15 protein-coding genes are annotated in these 16,659 nt (G+C 40.2%); 3 read left to right on the top strand and 12 right to left on the bottom strand.

Annotation, left to right across the window (positions count from 1 at the left end):
• The first annotated feature begins 41 nt into the window (after positions 1-41).
• Positions 42-1,784, top strand: a complete 1,743-nt coding sequence (locus tag BMX69_RS07020) for an Rqc2 family fibronectin-binding protein (RefSeq protein WP_100041958.1) — start codon at positions 42-44, stop codon at positions 1,782-1,784.
• A gap of 158 nt (positions 1,785-1,942) precedes the next feature.
• On the opposite strand, the gene BMX69_RS07015 is transcribed toward BMX69_RS07020, so the two are convergent.
• From BMX69_RS07015 to BMX69_RS07005, 3 genes are all read right to left on the bottom strand, one after another.
• Positions 1,943-2,128 (bottom strand): hypothetical protein, encoded by a 186-nt coding sequence (locus tag BMX69_RS07015; protein WP_025232989.1) that lies wholly within the window; start codon positions 2,126-2,128, stop codon positions 1,943-1,945.
• Positions 2,129-2,580: 452 nt separating this feature from the next.
• Positions 2,581-2,736 (bottom strand): hypothetical protein, encoded by a 156-nt coding sequence (locus BMX69_RS07010; protein ID WP_025232988.1) that lies wholly within the window; start codon positions 2,734-2,736, stop codon positions 2,581-2,583.
• A gap of 4 nt (positions 2,737-2,740) precedes the next feature.
• Positions 2,741-3,322 carry an accessory gene regulator B family protein gene (locus BMX69_RS07005; protein ID WP_166433183.1) on the bottom strand — a complete coding sequence of 194 codons (582 nt, stop codon included), beginning with the start codon at positions 3,320-3,322 and terminating at the stop codon, positions 2,741-2,743.
• A gap of 159 nt (positions 3,323-3,481) precedes the next feature.
• Between BMX69_RS07005 and BMX69_RS07000 the strand changes: the two genes are divergently transcribed.
• Both BMX69_RS07000 and BMX69_RS06995 read left to right on the top strand, forming a co-directional pair.
• Positions 3,482-4,792 carry a sensor histidine kinase gene (locus tag BMX69_RS07000; RefSeq protein ID WP_100041956.1) on the top strand — a complete coding sequence of 437 codons (1,311 nt, stop codon included), beginning with the start codon at positions 3,482-3,484 and terminating at the stop codon, positions 4,790-4,792.
• Between the two features lie 14 nt (positions 4,793-4,806).
• The gene (locus BMX69_RS06995; RefSeq protein ID WP_054791252.1) at positions 4,807-5,553 is read left to right on the top strand and encodes a LytR/AlgR family response regulator transcription factor; all 747 of its coding nucleotides are present in this window, start codon (positions 4,807-4,809) and stop codon (positions 5,551-5,553) included.
• A 107-nt stretch (positions 5,554-5,660) separates the two neighbouring features.
• On the opposite strand, the gene BMX69_RS06990 is transcribed toward BMX69_RS06995, so the two are convergent.
• The 9 genes from BMX69_RS06990 to BMX69_RS06950 all read right to left on the bottom strand — a co-directional run bounded on the left by BMX69_RS06990 (position 5,661) and on the right by BMX69_RS06950 (position 16,486).
• Positions 5,661-6,410, bottom strand: a complete 750-nt coding sequence (locus BMX69_RS06990) for an ABC transporter ATP-binding protein (RefSeq protein ID WP_025232984.1) — start codon at positions 6,408-6,410, stop codon at positions 5,661-5,663.
• Between the two features lie 11 nt (positions 6,411-6,421).
• Positions 6,422-7,201, bottom strand: a complete 780-nt coding sequence (locus tag BMX69_RS06985; RefSeq protein WP_100041955.1) for an ABC transporter ATP-binding protein — start codon at positions 7,199-7,201, stop codon at positions 6,422-6,424.
• Positions 7,177-7,965, bottom strand: a complete 789-nt coding sequence (locus BMX69_RS06980; RefSeq protein WP_025232982.1) for an ABC transporter permease — start codon at positions 7,963-7,965, stop codon at positions 7,177-7,179. Before BMX69_RS06980 ends, BMX69_RS06985 begins: the two co-directional genes overlap by 25 nt.
• Positions 7,966-7,967: 2 nt before the next feature.
• Positions 7,968-8,753 (bottom strand): ABC transporter permease, encoded by a 786-nt coding sequence (locus BMX69_RS06975; RefSeq protein ID WP_025232981.1) that lies wholly within the window; start codon positions 8,751-8,753, stop codon positions 7,968-7,970.
• Between the two features lie 11 nt (positions 8,754-8,764).
• A complete protein-coding gene (locus BMX69_RS06970) occupies positions 8,765-9,847 on the bottom strand; it encodes an ABC transporter substrate-binding protein (protein WP_100041954.1) in 1,083 nt (360 codons plus the stop codon).
• A gap of 373 nt (positions 9,848-10,220) precedes the next feature.
• The gene (locus tag BMX69_RS06965; protein ID WP_100041953.1) at positions 10,221-11,714 is read right to left on the bottom strand and encodes a sulfatase; all 1,494 of its coding nucleotides are present in this window, start codon (positions 11,712-11,714) and stop codon (positions 10,221-10,223) included.
• Positions 11,715-11,722: 8 nt separating this feature from the next.
• On the bottom strand, positions 11,723-13,237 hold the full coding sequence (locus tag BMX69_RS06960) for a response regulator (protein WP_100041952.1): 1,515 nt from the start codon (positions 13,235-13,237) through the stop codon (positions 11,723-11,725).
• Positions 13,234-15,120, bottom strand: coding sequence for a sensor histidine kinase (locus BMX69_RS06955; protein WP_242941378.1), 1,887 nt, complete (start codon positions 15,118-15,120; stop codon positions 13,234-13,236). Before BMX69_RS06955 ends, BMX69_RS06960 begins: the two co-directional genes overlap by 4 nt.
• Positions 15,032-16,486: a sulfatase-like hydrolase/transferase gene (locus BMX69_RS06950; protein WP_100041950.1), complete on the bottom strand. Its 1,455-nt coding sequence runs from the start codon at positions 16,484-16,486 to the stop codon at positions 15,032-15,034. Before BMX69_RS06950 ends, BMX69_RS06955 begins: the two co-directional genes overlap by 89 nt.
• Between the last annotated feature and the right edge of the window lie 173 nt (positions 16,487-16,659).

Below are 16,659 nucleotides of genomic sequence, written 5' to 3'. Positions count from 1 at the left end.
ACTATCCTTATTATATAGACCATTTACCGGAGGAACAGACGATGGCATTAGACGGAATTGTTATGGCAAATCTCGCAGCAGAGATGAAAGACCGGCTGGAAGGCGGAAAGATTGCAAAAATTGCCCAGCCGGAAAAGGATGAACTGCTGTTTACTATTAAAAACCAGAAAAATACATGGAGACTCCTGATTTCGGCCAGTGCCAGTCTCCCTCTGATCTATTTTACAGAGGCAAACAAGCAAAGCCCCATGACCGCCCCAAATTTTTGTATGCTTTTAAGAAAACACATCGGAAACGGGCGAATCATACGGGTGAGCCAGCCGGGACTGGAACGGATCTTATGTATGGAAGTGGAGCACTTTGATGAATTAGGTGATAAAAGAACCAAAAAACTGATCATTGAAATTATGGGAAAGCACAGCAATATCATCTTTTGCAATGAAGAGGATTTGATTTTAGACAGCATAAAGCACATCTCCGCCCAGGTCAGCTCCGTACGAGAGGTTTTGCCGGGAAGAACCTATTTCATCCCACAGACCATGGAGAAAAAAGATCCTCTGACTATCACTGAAGAAGAATTCATTGATGTAATCGGCCAGACAGCCGCACCAATACAAAAAGCGCTGTATATGAAACTGACCGGTCTAAGTCCTATTATGGGCCATGAGCTTTGCAATCTGGCCTCCATTGACGGGGACCGCTCTGCCAATGGAATGACAGAACTGGAACTGATACACCTGTATCACATGTTTTCCTTTATCATGGATGATGTAAAACATGGACATTTCACTCCAAACATTATATATAAGAAGGAAGAACCTGTGGAATTCTCCTCCCTTCCCTTAACATGTTATCAGGGGGAAGGCTATGTTTCCCAATGCTTTGATTCCATCAGCACGCTTTTAGAAAACTATTATGCCTCAAAGAATACCATCACCAGAATCCGGCAAAAATCCGTAGACTTACGAAAAATCGTTCAGACCGCTCTGGAACGAAATTATAAGAAATACGACCTTCAGGCCAAGCAGCTGAAGGATACGGACAAACGGGACAAGTATAAGGTTTACGGAGAGCTTATCAATACCTATGGATATGAATTAACCGGAGGTGAAAAGCAGCTGGTCTGCCTTAATTATTACACCAACGAGGAAATTTCCATTCCTATGGATGATCAGTTATCTGCAAAGGAAAATGCTCAGAAATATTTCGATAAATACAATAAGTTAAAGCGAACCTTTGAAGCTGTAACAGATCAGATTGCGGAAACCAAACAGGAAATCGACCATCTGGAATCTGTTAGTACTGCTTTGGACATCGCCTTAATGGAGGAAGATCTTGTACAGATCAAAGAAGAATTGATGGAGTACGGTTACATTAAGCACCGTCGCTCCGGCGATAAAAAGCCCAAGATTACAAGCAGGCCCTTCCACTACCTTTCTTCTGACGGATTCCATATTTATGTGGGGAAGAATAATTACCAGAATGAGGAACTGACTTTTAAAGTGGCGAGCGGCAATGACTGGTGGTTCCATGCAAAAGGAATCCCAGGCTCCCATGTGATCGTAAAATCCGAAGGAAAAGAGCTTCCCGACCGGGTATTTGAAGAAGCCGGAGCTTTAGCTGCCTACTATTCCAAGGGTCGTGAAAACGATAAGGTGGAAGTGGATTATGTGCAGAAAAAGCAGATTAAAAAAGTAGCCGGAGCGGCGCCTGGCTTTGTTATCTACCATACCAATTATTCCATGGTCGCTGAGCCAAAGATACTTTTGGAAGAGTGTAAGTAAAACCACCTTGAAATACTCGTAATCGTGTATTGAGCCGGCGAAGGGAAGGAAAAGATATATAACAATATTGAATTAAAAATAAGCAGGTATCGCGGAAGAACATTACATCCTCTCACGTTACCTGCTTTTATTTACATTCCGCCAGTTACCTACTCTTGTCAAATATCAATACACTCCATCTCTACCATTACTCTTCTTTCCGGTACGGTTGTTATTACATCTATATAATATTCATCTGGAATGATCTTTCTCTTTCTATGCTTTGACTTGATATTCTTTTGCACAGAAGCATCTGCTAAATTCTTTTCCAGTTTTAGAATTTTCCGAAATAAGTTTTCTCTCATTCGATTTTACTCCTATCTTAGTCATCCAGTTGTACGGGAAAAGTCCGGCAGGCTTCATAAAAATAAATCAGCCTAAGCAGCACCAGCCAATTTTATTACATTGACTAACTGCCCTTTGAATTAATTTCAAAGGGCAGCGATTATTTAACCTTATTCTACTGAGTATCCATAAAACTTCTGAATGAAGACAAATTCCTTATATTTTCCATTATTAGGTTCTTAACCAATTCAGTCAGAAGTTTCCCCCTTGTTACTACAGTATTAATACTATACACATTCCAACTAGTTGGATATGAAAACTTTACAATAAATTAATATATGTATTATTTTCGCTGGTATAGAGGCGCTTTTTCTTTCTATAATGACATATAATCATTATATTACTCATACCGGACTTTCATATCTCCTGCACATTGCACGAGAAGCACTTGCCTTTATTGCAGAAAATAACATTAGCCTTTTACTTCCTTGCAGTCATTTTCATACTTCTTTAAAACCTCTTTCGGAATCTCTCTTTCATACATCGTAGCCGGAATGCTTCTTCCGATTGAATCAAGAGAAACCTTCACCATTGCCTTCTGTAATCCCTCTACAATTTTTTCTTTCATACCTTTATTCTCCTTTCACATCTGTATTATTTACAGGAAGTAATGTTAATACTTCCAAAGTAACCGGATAAACAAATAACTCTCGTAAATTACTATTTAGAATTGCAATTATTGTAAATAATGATAATATTAACATAGACATTAACTTCTTCTTTAATTTTGACGAAGTAGTAAAATGATTTATGTTTTTACCTTTTGGTGCAAAGCAAAACATAACTATCATACTTATAATATAAATTAAAATTATATAAGGTATCTCAAGCTTTATAATTGTGCTCCCGACCAGTGACAATCCCCAGACCAGCAACATACCTAAGCTGCAGCCAACATTTGTTTTAGCATGTATTCCGCCTGCTTGCAGACGTAAGGCACAGAAGGAAAATAATATAATAAAGGTTTCAAAACCTTTTCCTAAAAATATCCCTAATATTTGAAGAAAAAGTAACTTGATTATATTATCTAAAATCAGTTCAAAACCATATTGGATTGCAATATTATCTTCTTCAGATCTCGGATTGATTTTATTCAGTAAGCTACAGAGAACGACCGAAAACCTTGTTATAATCATCTTATCACCACCAGACATTGTCATTTTAGCACAAATATTTACATGTAAATATTTTTGTAATTTTCGTTGTATTTTTCTTCCTAAGCGTAAATTCCCCAGTATTTTGACACAATATCACTTTACATTTTTCGATATGAATTGTAGAATATTAGTACCTACAAAAAGAGGTGGCACAATATGACTTACTTTATATATTCACTAACAGGAAGTTTATGCAGTTATTTTTCTTGCGTTCACCTTCTACCTAATAAATTCTCTCCAGCAAAGAAAAGTATTATATTTTTATACACATTTGCTACAGTTTACTTTTTTAATAAATCTTTTGGTCAGATAAGTACTCTAGTAACTTATGGAGGAATATTACTTATCACCTTTTATTTTTCAAAATTTAACTTTTTTAGTTTATCCTGTAACTTGTTTGGTTACCTATATTCTGTAACCTTTAATTATATATTCATGTGGCTTGCCGGTACATTATTAAAAATGGATATGCTGGAACTTCTAGCTCATAGTGGATTAACAATTGCTTTTTCCTGCATTTATTGCTTATTTTGCGGTTCAACAACAAAAATGCTGGGCTGGTATTTACATAGCAAACTAAATATAGCGAAATATTTAACTAACCAGCATTTGCTGAAAGCCATCTTTCTTGATCTTTTTCTGTTGGTGTTCTTTTATATTTTTAACTTCTCCTATGGAGAACGCCTTGGCTATAATTACGGAGTCATTGCAGCCAACGGAATTATTTTTCTACTGTTATTCGCGATCACAGTCCTGCTCATGTATTCAGTCTATAAGATCACCATGAGTGAACAAGCCTATAAGCACCGCATGGCACAGTTCGAAAATCTCCGCACTTATACAGATCGCCTGGAAAACTCTTATGGAGTTATGCGTAAATTCAAACACGATTACATGAATATACTTATTACCATGTCAGGATTTATAAAAGAAAATGACATGAATGGACTAAAGGATTATTACGAAGATAGAATACTCCCAATCAGTCGTGCATTTACAGAATCGGATACCAAACTAGGAGCTCTCTCTAATATTAAAAACACTGCACTAAAAAGTCTGCTCTCTTCCAAATTCGTCTATATGATGGAGGTAGGTATCAAAACTGAAATAGAACTGACAGAACCTATTGATGATTTAAACATGGATTGTTTAGACTTATCTCGAATCTTAGGTATATTTTTAGATAATGCCATGGAAGCTGCTATAGAAACAAAAGAAAAAGGAGTGCGTTTCTGCATGTTTTATAAAGAGAAGGATCTCCATCTCATCATCCAAAACACCGCGCTTCCTCCAACTTTTGCTATATCAGAGCTTCGCAGCCATGAAATTTCAACAAAAGGTGAGAATAGAGGAATCGGCCTTTTTAACGTAGATATGATTTTAAAAAATTATGAAAATACCATTTGGAACACTACATATGAAGAACCTAATTTTACACAAGAACTAATCCTAATGCGTAACAATTAATAAGGAGCACAAAAATGATCTACATATATCTTTGCGAAGATGATAATATGCAATTAAATCGCTGGATAAGCATCATAGAAAAATATCTAATAATGAACCCAACAGAATCCAAGCTTTATTGTGCAACCTCAAACCCGGAAGAACTGCTTTCCATGCGAAGGCGTTCCAACACTATCGGACTTTATTTTCTGGACATTGATTTGCAGTCAAATAAAAATGGAATTGAACTGGCTCAGGAAATACGCAAATATGATCCAAGGGGATATATTGTCTTTGTAACTACTCACAGTGAAATGGCTATTCTTACCTTCCGCTATAAGGTGGAAGCAATGGACTTCATCACAAAAGACGAAACAGAAACCTTACCAGATCAGATCTGCTCCTGTATACAAAATGCAGAGACTAATTATAAGACTCAGTTGGACTCCTCCAATCGTCTTTTATCCATAAAGCTGGATAAAGATTCACTGGTTCTGGATCAAAATGACATTGTAGCAATTACGACCAGCGACGATTCCCACAAAATCATCGTTCATACCAAAACCGGAACACGTCAGATCTCAGGCTCATTAAAAGAAATCCAAGCATCCTTGAATTCTGATTTCTGCCAATGCAACCGTTCCACCATCATAAATATGAAACATGTATTAAAGTATTCCAGGGAAAATGCTTTGCTACATATGAATAATAAAGAAACCTATTCCGTATCGATTCGCATGATGGGAAAAGTGCAAAAAGCTTTAAATAACATTCATGTTTAATAGATACACTGGACAATTGCAGCACAGTTAAAAACAGCAGCCCCTGTCATTCCTATATGGAATGCTAATGGAACTGCTGCTTTTTATGTGTGATCGTTAAACAAAACCTACCACCATTTAATTAAATCAGTCACTTTATTTCGTAATTCTACGAAGTCCTTAGAAGCAATATCCCTCGGCCTTGGCAGATCATTTTTGATCTCTGTTTTTATCGTTGTAGGCTTATTGGTAAGAACAAGAATCCTTTCCCCTAAATAGACTGCCTCTTCGATATTGTGGGTAATGAAAATAACAGTTGTCCCATTTCGTTTCCACAGGCTTAACAGCTCATCCTCCAGCTTAAACCGCAGTTCAATATCCAGCTGCCCGTAGGGTTCATCCATTAGCAATAACTCCGGCTCTGTAGCAAATGCTCTGGCGATGACTACCCGCTGGAGCATACTTGCCGAAAGCTGATCAGGATAGTATTTACGGTATTTCGTCAGTCCTACCACCTCTAAATACTCCTCCACCTTCTGATCCGCCAACTCTTTTGAAGTATGTTTAATATCCAGACCAAAACGGATATTTTCTTCTACCGTCAGCCATGGCATCGTTGAATATTCCTGAAAAATATATGCAATGCTGTGCTTTTTTAAATCCACAGGCTCATTGTTAATTAATATCTCCCCTTTTGTGGGCTGATAAAGCTTGGTAAGGCTGTTTAAAAATGTTGTCTTGCCACAGCCTGTAGGCCCTACAATACAAAGGAATTCTCCTTTTTTCACATCAAAGGATATGTCATCCAGAACAAGAAGCTGGTCGAACTGTTTTGTCAGATTCATTACCTTTACTTTTGTTTCTCTTTTATCTTCCATAAACTCCTCCTTTACAGCGATTTGTCCATATTTTCAGTTATCTCCTGCCGTAAACGTAGGAATTCATAGTCAACATAGCTTCTGGGATGTGGCAGATCGATCTTATATTCTTTCTTAATGGCAGAAGGACAGTTGGTCATCAGTATGATCCGGTCTGCCAGAAATAACGCTTCCTCAATGTTATTGGTAACGAAGATTACCGTTCTCTTTTCTTTCTGCCAGATTCTCTGAAGTTCTTCCTCCATCATATATCTTGTTTGAGCATCTAAATGGCCGAAAGGTTCATCCATCAGCATAATATCAGGATTATTGCTGAATGCTCTGGCAATTCCGACTCTTTGTCTCATTCCGCCTGATAACTGGGAGGGATAACTTTTTTCAAACCCTTTTAAACCTACCAGTTCAATATAATGATCTGCAATCTTTTTTATCTCCTCTTTCTTAAATCCACGGACCTTCGGCCCAAATTCCACATTTCCCATGACTGTAAGCCATGGAAATAATGCTGTCTTCTGATAAACAACTCCTCGTTTCGGAGCAGGAGCAGTCACCTTTTTCCCATGATCCATCACTTCCCCGGAGGTGGCCGGCTCTAAACCTGCCAAAATGTTAAGCAAAGTGGTTTTCCCGCACTGTCCCGGTCCAAACAACACCAAAAATTCATTTTCCTTAACAGAAAAATCAATGTCCTTTAATACCAGGTTCTTGCCGGTACCGTCAAAGCTGTCAAATTCCTTGGAGACATGACTGCACTGAAGTACTCCTGTTAAAGTCCCTGCTGTTGGTTCCATATGCATAACCTCCCTTCCAGCTTTGCCATGGCTGTAGCCAGAATATATCCAACAAGCCCGATTGCCAGCATTCCAACCATAATCTGAACGGTATTTCCATTGGTCATTCCCATAACGATCAACCAGCCGACACCTTCATCGGACCGTACCATTTCAGCTCCTACCACCGCAGACCAGCCTGCTGTAATCGCAATCTGAAGGCCTGCAAAAATGTACGGAATCGAGGAAGGAAGAACAACTCGAAAGAACACCTGACGCTCTGATGCGCCTAACATTCTGGCAGCTCCCAGTAAAACAGGATCTACGTTTTTCGTACCATCGTATGTATTCACTGTAATAAAACAAAAACACCCCAGAAAAATAATAAAGAATTTACTCTGATCACCAAGCCCAAACCACAGAATTGACATAGGAATCCAGGCCAAAGGCGGTATCGGACGAATAAATTCAAATATGGGCTTTACAATTGCTTCTACAGTCTTGGAATACCCCATGGAAACTCCCAAAGTAATCCCGGTAAGAGTTGCGAAAAAGAAGGCAACACCCACTCTGTACAGACTGACACCAATGTGTACCATCATCGTATGCCTGCCAATGGGGACAGTAAAGCTTTCGAAGAATTTAATGATTATCTCTGAGGCAGGAGGGAGAAACATCCTGGCATTTGTAAATCTGGCTACCAGTTCCCACAAAAGCAGCAGAGACCCGAAGGCAATCACAGTCATAAAAACTGCAACGTTTTTTCTGAACAATCTGGCTGCCATGGCTATTTCCCTCCCTTTACGAACTTATTCTGCAATTTCTCCAGTATATAGGATAACAAAAAACCAATCACTCCTATTGTGATCATTCCTACTAAAATTACATCTGGCCGTCCCAGCATTCTTGCCACCTGGATCATATAACCCAGACCTCTTGTTGCTGCCAGAAGCTCTGCTGCCACCAGTGCAACCCAGGAGGACCCAAGTGCAAGTCTTAATCCTGTAAATATCATTGGAAGGGCAGTTGGAATCGCCACTTTAAATAACATCTGCTTATTAGAGGCACCAAAGGTACTTGCAACCCACAAGTGAACCCGGCTGGTTCTCTTGATCCCTGCATAGGCGTTGATGGTAGCACTGATAAACGCTGCAAAAAATATAATTCCAACCTTTGACCAGTAACCAATTCCCAGCCACAGAATCATCAGAGGAATCCAGGCAAGTGCGGGAATCGGACGTATTACGTCAAACAATGGCTTGGCAAACAGCTCAAATCTCCTGCTCCATGCCATGGCAATCCCCAGAGGCACCCCAATGACTACTCCAACGGTATAACCTCCCAGTGCAATCTTCATACTGGCTCCTATATGTTGGAGAAGGGTCGCTCCATCTGGATTGACCCCTCCTGTTAGTTTATATAGAAATGTATTCAGTACCTTTGCCGGACTGGGAAGCATCATGGGAGAGATCAGGTGCAAAATATCGGTTACCAGCTCCCAGATAAAGAGCACAGTAAGAACAGAGCATACTGACATCAGCCAGTATTTATATTTTGCTTTCTCCTTCTTCATTTCCATTCCTCCTAATTGTTTTTAACGAATTCCGGATCAATATTTTTGTCAAACTTATCTATGAGCTCAGGCTCCAGCTGGCCAAGGCTTATATAGAATTCGCCAAGCTCCCTGGCAAAACTGCCCAGTTCACGATTGCTCCAGTCTTCCGCTGTGATAAACTGAACTCTGCCTAAATCACTGACACAGCTTTCTCTTGTAGTCTCTGCACCTGCTTCTTTTAAAAATTCTACCATCAGATCTGCAGCCATATCAGTATCTTCATTCAGAGCCTTACAGGCCTCCATAATACAATTCATGTATTTCTGAACCAGTTCCGGTTTTCCTTCCACTGCTTTTCTGTTAGCAACTACCATATCTACATATCTGGTTCCAAGATCAGCCAGATTGCCAACCTGAACCATACCGTCATCCACTGCTTCAAAAAATGTAGGAACGTTAAGAGCAACCGCATCACACTGATTTGCCTGTAAGGCCTGATAAGCCTGGGCGGTATCCATATTAACAATGTTTACATCTGTAATTCCAAGCCCCAGCTTCTCCAGCCATTTTAATGTGGTAAAATGCTGTGCTGTTCCTATTGGCAGGAGAATTGTAGCTCCCTTTACAGTCTCAGGACTGCCAAGTACATTGGGGTAAGAAGGGTTGTAGCCTTTAGCACCTGCAATAGCAGAATCAGGCTTTACAAATACTCCCAAACCATCAGTAGACTCCAAAACTTCTCCTATAATCATCATGTCATAATTAGCGACACCTGTCACCGCTGCTGCACCCATTGCTCCAACATCCCATAAATCTGCTGCCAATGCTTCATTCATCGGTGCACCTGTTGCAAACATAACTGTTTCCATTTTAAAACCAGCTTTTTCATCCAGTTTATTCTTCTTAATATACTCTGTGGGAAGACTGGTGATAAACGGCATCATGGCAACTCTTAACTCAGGCAAATCTCCTGCCGCCTCTGTACTTGAATTTCCCCCGCTTTCTTTTGACGGAACAGAAGCATTTCCGCCTCCCTTTCCGCAAGCTGACAGTACCATGGTCAGAGCCATAACCGCTGCTGCGATCTTTATTACTTTTTTGCTTTTTCTCATATTACATCCTCCTCGTATAATAGTTTGCAGCTTTTCCCCTATCCTGTTTACAAATGGAAATACGAATTCATCCGACTTGCCGCATCCAACTCTTTTTTTTCGTATTTCCTTCTTGTATTATGATTATATAATAGCCATAGTACCTCTGTTTTTTTATTATTTTATGTTTCTTTTGCTTTTCGGATGGATTTTGTTAAAATGAAATTGTTGACTTTTCTAAATTTGACATTTGTTTAGTTATTATGACAGAATTCTGATGCTGCAGAATTCCCCTCCTGCGGTGGCTGCACCTCTCCATCCATTTTTGAAAATTTCTATAAAAAGATGACCGCTCAGTTAACAGCTGGCGGTCATACAATATTATCCCCTCTTCTTAGAATCCGTATCGTTCCAGCATCTCCAAAGGACACTGGTTTTCTTTCATACGTTTTCTCATGAAATGGATCATTCTTTTTTCTGCTGCTTCATCCTCAATAGGCGATTCCTGATTCGGATCTTTTTCTAAATCAAATAACATCGTAGGATATATATTTTGCCCGGCTTCTCTGCCATAGGGAATCTGCATGACAGGCAGTTCCTTTGTAAATGAAAATCCCTCTGACAAAGTCATCTGCTTTAACTCTTCCTCTTTTATAAAAGCCCTGCGTCCTCCATGGCGAGTTGGCATCAGAGTATACTGATAAATTTTTGTCTCATAATTTACAGGACTTCTCATATAAACATAGCGTCCGTCTGTACAGTTTATCTGGCCTCCATAGATACCGAAAAGAGCAGCTTCCCGGATAGCTTTATCTTCCTGAAGCACAGACTGAAGAGGAATTCCCTCCATATCTTTTGGAAGTTCCACCCCAAATTGTTTCAATATGGTTGCAGGCAGATCAATGGTCTGCACCAGACTTTTTACCCTCTTTCCTCTTATTCCGGTTACCGGGTCCCATATGAACAAAGGAATCCTGGCCACTTCATTATAAAACGGACAGTGGCATTTGGCCCATTGCCCATGTTCAGACAGAAGAAACCCATGATCAGTATTAACAATGAGCATAGTATCTTTCCACATATGATACTCATCCATCAGATCCAGGATCTCACCCAGCTTTTCATCACACATCGACAACAGGGCTCCATATTCTGACCTCAAATGAAGAATTTCCTCTGGTGTATCACACTCATTCAGTTTTCTGTAATCCGGCCAGTCATAAACAGCGCCATTGTAAGTATGGGGAAACAACTTTTTAAACTTATCATGAGTAAAAAACGGCTCATGGGGATCAAAGGTTTCTATCTGCAAAAACCACTGGTCTGTATTGTGGTTGGTCCTGATAAATTCTTTACCGGCTTCAAACGTTTTACTCTGGGGCTGCTTCTCTTCTGTATCTAAATAGGATCTGTTAATAAAATCCTGGGGAACCCAGTTGTGCTCCCAGCTGTCAGCAATTCCATCACACCGGTTTTTATATTCCTTTGGAGACCTGTTCTCTCCTACAACACCTTTCCATGCATCTCCCTCCTGTCCACGGAATCCTTCCCATGTTCTGTATCTGGTATGATAGGTTGCCCCCCCATCTTCAAAATAATGGTAATGATCTGTAGCAATATGGGTATGAACGCCATTGTGATTTAACAGCTCAGGCATGGAATCATCAAAAGGCTCTAATGGTCCCCAGCTTCGATGGAGAAAATTATATCTCCCAGTGTGCAGTTCCCGCCGCGCAGGCATACATGGAAGGCTGCCGGCATAACAATTGTCAAAAGTTACGGAATGTTCTGCCAGTCTGTTAAAATTAGGAGTCTTTGCAAATCTTCCTCCATAGGACTCCAGCATATTTCTATTTAATGAATCAAACATAACCATCAATACTCTCATGATTTCTTTTACTCCCCTCTTCTGTATTCATAGGGATTGACCCCATAACGTTTTTTAAAGGTTGTGGAAAAATAACTTACATTAGGGTATCCTACCGATTCCCCGATTTTTTGAACACGTTCCGTTGTATGAGACAGCAAATAAGCAGCTTTCTTAAGCCTTATCTCAGAGACAAAGGCACTATAGGTACATCCCACCTCTTCCTTAAAGATTCTGGATAAATACTCAGGGTTTAAATGGACCTTCTGGGAAAGCATTTCCAGGCTGATGGCTTCGCTGTAATGCTTTCTTACATAATCAACGGCTGCGGCTACTCCTTTTGACAATCGTCTTTCATCTACATCCTGATATGCCAACACATTTCTGATAAACTCCAAAACCCTGCACCTGGCTTCTGCATAGTCTGTGGTTCTGTAGACCCGGCTTTTTTCTTCTAAAAGCATATGGTGCATCAGCTGTGCATCCTCTTCTGCAAACCGCATATATGCCATTTCCATTGCATCACAGCAAAAGGCAGTAAAACCACTGATAGGAACCCCTGTATCTTTCCTGGCTTCTTCCATGGTTTCTTCCGTTCTTCCATAAAATTTGTCACTTTGCACATCATATAATTCCCGTCTTTTCTTCCGGAAAACAGACTCCCACTTTAATTCCTTTTTCCTGATTTCACTTCCATTGTTCTTAGCCTGCCAAACCTTTATTTTTCCTTCATAATATCCCAGTCCAAGACCATAAACCGCCTGAACAATGGCATCGGGCACACTGCTTAAACGTTCCGTTATGGTACTGACTCCTGCCATGCAGCCGTTATTTAATACAATTGCAGATGCATACTCATACAAAATCTGATTCTTCTTAAGTTCTGTTAAATCCCTTGCCAGATTACCAATAAGCACATAGGTATATCTGTCATACTCAAAGCTGGCCACATGACGGACACAGGCGTTCTGAGGCAGGACAAAATCTTTCATTAAATCCTGTTTCCAGACAGCTATGGAAAACAGTCCTCCATCCCTCCATCTGATATTACACTCTCTCAGCTGCCTGATATCATCCTCTTCCAATGGGCCGTATTTTCTTAAAATATCACTGATTATGGAGTGCTGCTGTCCTGTACTCTCCGTTTCTCCGCGAACTTCTTTCGTACCCGCTCTTTTGATTTGCAGTTCCAGCTTAGAAAGCATCTCCTGAAAGGACTGTTGATTCATCTCTGTTTTCAGCAGATAATCGTCACCACCCTGGCGAATGGCTTCCCGAACCAAATCAAAATCTGCAAAAGCAGTCAGCAATATAACGATCGTTCTGGAATTCAGCTTTTTAATCTCCTTTAAAAGCTCTAAACCTCCCATGAGAGGCATTTTTATATCCGTAAATACGATATCAGCCTCATTCTCTTTAAAAATTGACAGAGCCTGCTCTCCGTTATGCGCACAGCCTGCCAGCTCACAGCCCGGATAGCTCTGAATGCAAAACTGCAGCCATTCACAAATCATTCTTTCATCATCAACAATCAGTATTTTCATACTAAATCCTCTTCATTGAAATGCTCTTTCCTTATAACCGGAAGCTTTAAAGTGACCGTTGTCCCGATTCCTGATTCGCTTTCTATAAGAAGCCCATAAGAATCTCCAAAATTGATTCTGATTCGATTTAACACATTTAAGATGCCAATGGAGCCTCCGGTATGGTACTCTCTGTCCTCCAGCTGATTTCTCAGCTGCATAAGTTCCTCTTCACTCTGACCGACTCCATCGTCGGAAATAGTAATCAGAAGGCAGTCACTGCATATAGCAGATTCGACTACAATCAGCCCCGGCTCCTCCTTTGCATTAAGTCCATGAAATATAGCATTTTCCACGATTGGCTGAATAATAAGAGAAGGTACAAGGCACCCCTTTGTCTTTTCTTCTATTTCACATTCAAAATGTACTTTATCGCCATAGCGGATCTGCTGAAGTATCAGGTATTTTTTCGTATTCTCAAACTCTTCTTCCAACAAAATGAAATCCGTATCTACTGACAAGGTCCTCTTTAGCAGGTCTATAAAAGCTGACATCATTAAAACCGCCTGCTTGTTATTCCCCAGTTCAATCATGCACTGAATAGAAAACAGGGTATTGTAAAGAAAATGGGGATTGATCTGGGCCCTGAGAAAATCCAGCTCTGATTTCCGCTTTTTTATTTCTTTTTGCTTTACACTTTCCATCAGTTTTTTAATCTCTTTAGCCATCTCATTAAAGCTGTCTTTCAATTGATTGACTTCTTCATAGCCTTTAATGTCACTGATCACATCAAAATCACCCTGCCGTACCTGATCCATCAGACTGCACAGCTTCTGGATCGGCTTTGATATTCTGCCGGATAAGTAATAAGCAGCTCCGGCTCCTGCAAAAATACAGAAGCTTAAAAGCAGGAGCAGAATGGCAATGGCCTGATGGAGAGGCTTGAAAATCACAGAACAAGGCATCTCTTCTACAATTGTCCAACCTGTCTCAGGATCATAGTAATTGGACAACAGATAATCCTGCCCCAGTTTCCTGATCATATTGTACTGATTTACCCCATAAAACTGTCTGAAGTTTTTAACCCCAATGAAGTTTTTACCAAGCAAATCCTTATCTCTGCTGGATACAATATTTCCTTTTTTATCAAAAATATAAAAATTGCTGTTTTCCTCTACAGAACTATATAAACCCTCCAGATACTTTTCATCGATATTAACAAGAATGGTACCAAGAATATTGCCCTCCTGATCCATAACCTGACGAAATGCACCGAATACATAAGGATTTTCTATGCCTGTGCTGTCAAACTTCTCCTGAAAACTGCTGATAAACACCATATCATCCTCAGAATCATAGCTTTGCCTGTACCATAGCTGGCTTTCCAATCCCTGAAAATCATAATTCCCTTTTCCCCTTGAAGAGTACTGAAAACCATTATTGCCCAGAATAACCACATCATAATTCAGACCTATATCATGAAAAACCTGGTCATAGGTCTCCTTTAACTCATCAAGATAATTGATGGCCTTCTGCCTGCTTTCCCCGAACTGATCCTCTTCTTCAGACAGATAGCTTCTCATATGCTCATCATAACGGTAAAGATTGGATATGGTAATCGTATTGCTTTTTATGGTATTGGATCGTTCTGAGATCTGTTTTAATACATCCAGTCTGCTCTGTCCGATCTGATCCAACATAAGGCTTTTGATCCCTAAGAATAAAAACATAACAAAAAGAAGGGAGATCAAGGCAAACGTTAGCCCATATCCCAGGCGCAACTGCGCCTTAAGGGTTCTAAATCCCTTTTTCATTTTATTCCATTCCTTTTTCGTCTTTACAATGGGTTTTCTGCAGTTTTTCTTTAATATATTCATCACAGCTATGAGACTCTTTCCCCTCACTCCAGACTCCTGCCAGATTGATCTGTCCTGAACCGTATACAGCTTCTTTTGCACCATCAATCTCCGGATTTACATATTTTAAAAACCACTGCTCTAGTTCATAATTCAGTTCATTTTTTATTTTTGCCGCTTCCCCGTATTCAGATATAAGAAGATTGTTCTTCTCTCCCGGATCTTTCTCTAAATCATAAAGTTCATTGGGTCCGTAAGGGTAACGTTTGATAAACTTATATCTGGTTCCCCGTATCATTCGGTTCGGCCCGTATTCATCCAATACAACAATGGATTCTGACTGAACAAACGGCTGTCCCATCATAGCCGGAAGAAAGCTTCTGCCTGGAAGATGATCTGTGAAGCTGTCCTCTGCTCCGACATATTCCAGCAGAGTAGGCATTAAATCATAAGCAGAAACAAGAGAAGTGTTTACCTTTCCCTGCGGAATGCTGCCCGGCTTGCTGGCAATAAAAGGAACCTTAACTGAGGATTCATACATATTGATCGGAAAGGTACCATTGCCCTTTCCCCAGAAACCATGATGTCCGCAGCTGAATCCATTATCACTGGAAAACAGTATCAGCGTCTCTTCCCTGATACCCAGACGATCAAGCTCATCAAGAATACGGCCGATATTCTGATCCATTGCAGTGACTGCTGCATAATATCCTATCTGATTAGCCTTTAAATCCTTCAAAACCTCTTCTGTTAAATAAATATGATCCGGATGCTCTTCCTCCATAGGGCATGACAAGAAGGAACAGTCCTCGTAAATTTTTGTGTATTCTTTTGGATGGTTGTTAACCCATGGGGAATGAGGTGCCGTATAGCCCACATGAAGATAAAAAGATTGCTTGCCTGCATATTCTTTGATAAAAGATATGGCATCATCGGTTATCACATCAGTGACATAACCGGATTCATAGATTAGTTGTCCTTCTTTATAAAAAGGAGCATTATAATAAGGGCCTCCGCCAGATTTGTGCGCAAACCAGTGTGTAAAACTCTTTTGAGAAACAGAACTCCTGCCAACGTGCCATTTACCGGACAGGCCACATACATAACCTTCCCGAGCCAACACATCGGTATAAGCAGTCTGACCCGCCAGATATTCGATATCCTCCTGTTCTTTATTATCATCGCGAAGCCAGTCATGCACCCCATGCTGTGACGGAATTCTTCCGGTTAAAAGAGAAGCCCTGGCTGGGGAACAAACAGGGGAAGCACAGAAAAAGTTGTCAAAGCGGATCCCCTCTGCTGCCAGCCTGTCCAGGTTGGGCGTAAGTATCTCTTGATTCCCGGCACAGCCCATAGCCCAGGCACCCTGATCATCCGATAATATAAAAATGATATTAGGTTTATTTTTACTCATTTTTGTTCTCCTTACTATTAGGTTATAATAGCTGCGGCAAGTCGAACATTTATCTTTAGTATATATGATATAGAATCAATTGTAAAGACGCATTTTATGTCGCATTTTATACAAAAGCATCTCCTGACCATAGCAAAGACCATCGGCTATGCCGCTTAGCGGGTTGCTTAGAT

Source organism: Lacrimispora sphenoides JCM 1415 (assembly GCF_900105615.1).
Lineage (GTDB): Bacteria > Bacillota > Clostridia > Lachnospirales > Lachnospiraceae > Lacrimispora > Lacrimispora sphenoides.
Note: the sequence above shows the minus strand (reverse complement) of the source record. Positions and strands in the feature narration are given on the sequence as shown.

Excerpts from the sequence above, each read along its gene's own strand:
- BMX69_RS07020 (WP_100041958.1), top strand. The coding sequence starts at position 42 with ATGGCATTAGACGGAATTGTTATGGCAAATCTCGCAGCAGAGATGAAA.
- BMX69_RS07015 (WP_025232989.1), bottom strand. The coding sequence starts at position 2,128 with ATGAGAGAAAACTTATTTCGGAAAATTCTAAAACTGGAAAAGAATTTA.
- BMX69_RS07010 (WP_025232988.1), bottom strand. The coding sequence starts at position 2,736 with ATGAAAGAAAAAATTGTAGAGGGATTACAGAAGGCAATGGTGAAGGTT.
- BMX69_RS07005 (WP_166433183.1), bottom strand. The coding sequence starts at position 3,322 with ATGTCTGGTGGTGATAAGATGATTATAACAAGGTTTTCGGTCGTTCTC.
- BMX69_RS07000 (WP_100041956.1), top strand. The coding sequence starts at position 3,482 with ATGACTTACTTTATATATTCACTAACAGGAAGTTTATGCAGTTATTTT.
- BMX69_RS06995 (WP_054791252.1), top strand. The coding sequence starts at position 4,807 with ATGATCTACATATATCTTTGCGAAGATGATAATATGCAATTAAATCGC.
- BMX69_RS06990 (WP_025232984.1), bottom strand. The coding sequence starts at position 6,410 with ATGGAAGATAAAAGAGAAACAAAAGTAAAGGTAATGAATCTGACAAAA.
- BMX69_RS06985 (WP_100041955.1), bottom strand. The coding sequence starts at position 7,201 with ATGGAACCAACAGCAGGGACTTTAACAGGAGTACTTCAGTGCAGTCAT.
- BMX69_RS06980 (WP_025232982.1), bottom strand. The coding sequence starts at position 7,965 with ATGGCAGCCAGATTGTTCAGAAAAAACGTTGCAGTTTTTATGACTGTG.
- BMX69_RS06975 (WP_025232981.1), bottom strand. The coding sequence starts at position 8,753 with ATGAAGAAGGAGAAAGCAAAATATAAATACTGGCTGATGTCAGTATGC.
- BMX69_RS06970 (WP_100041954.1), bottom strand. The coding sequence starts at position 9,847 with ATGAGAAAAAGCAAAAAAGTAATAAAGATCGCAGCAGCGGTTATGGCT.
- BMX69_RS06965 (WP_100041953.1), bottom strand. The coding sequence starts at position 11,714 with ATGAGAGTATTGATGGTTATGTTTGATTCATTAAATAGAAATATGCTG.
- BMX69_RS06960 (WP_100041952.1), bottom strand. The coding sequence starts at position 13,237 with ATGAAAATACTGATTGTTGATGATGAAAGAATGATTTGTGAATGGCTG.
- BMX69_RS06950 (WP_100041950.1), bottom strand. The coding sequence starts at position 16,486 with ATGAGTAAAAATAAACCTAATATCATTTTTATATTATCGGATGATCAG.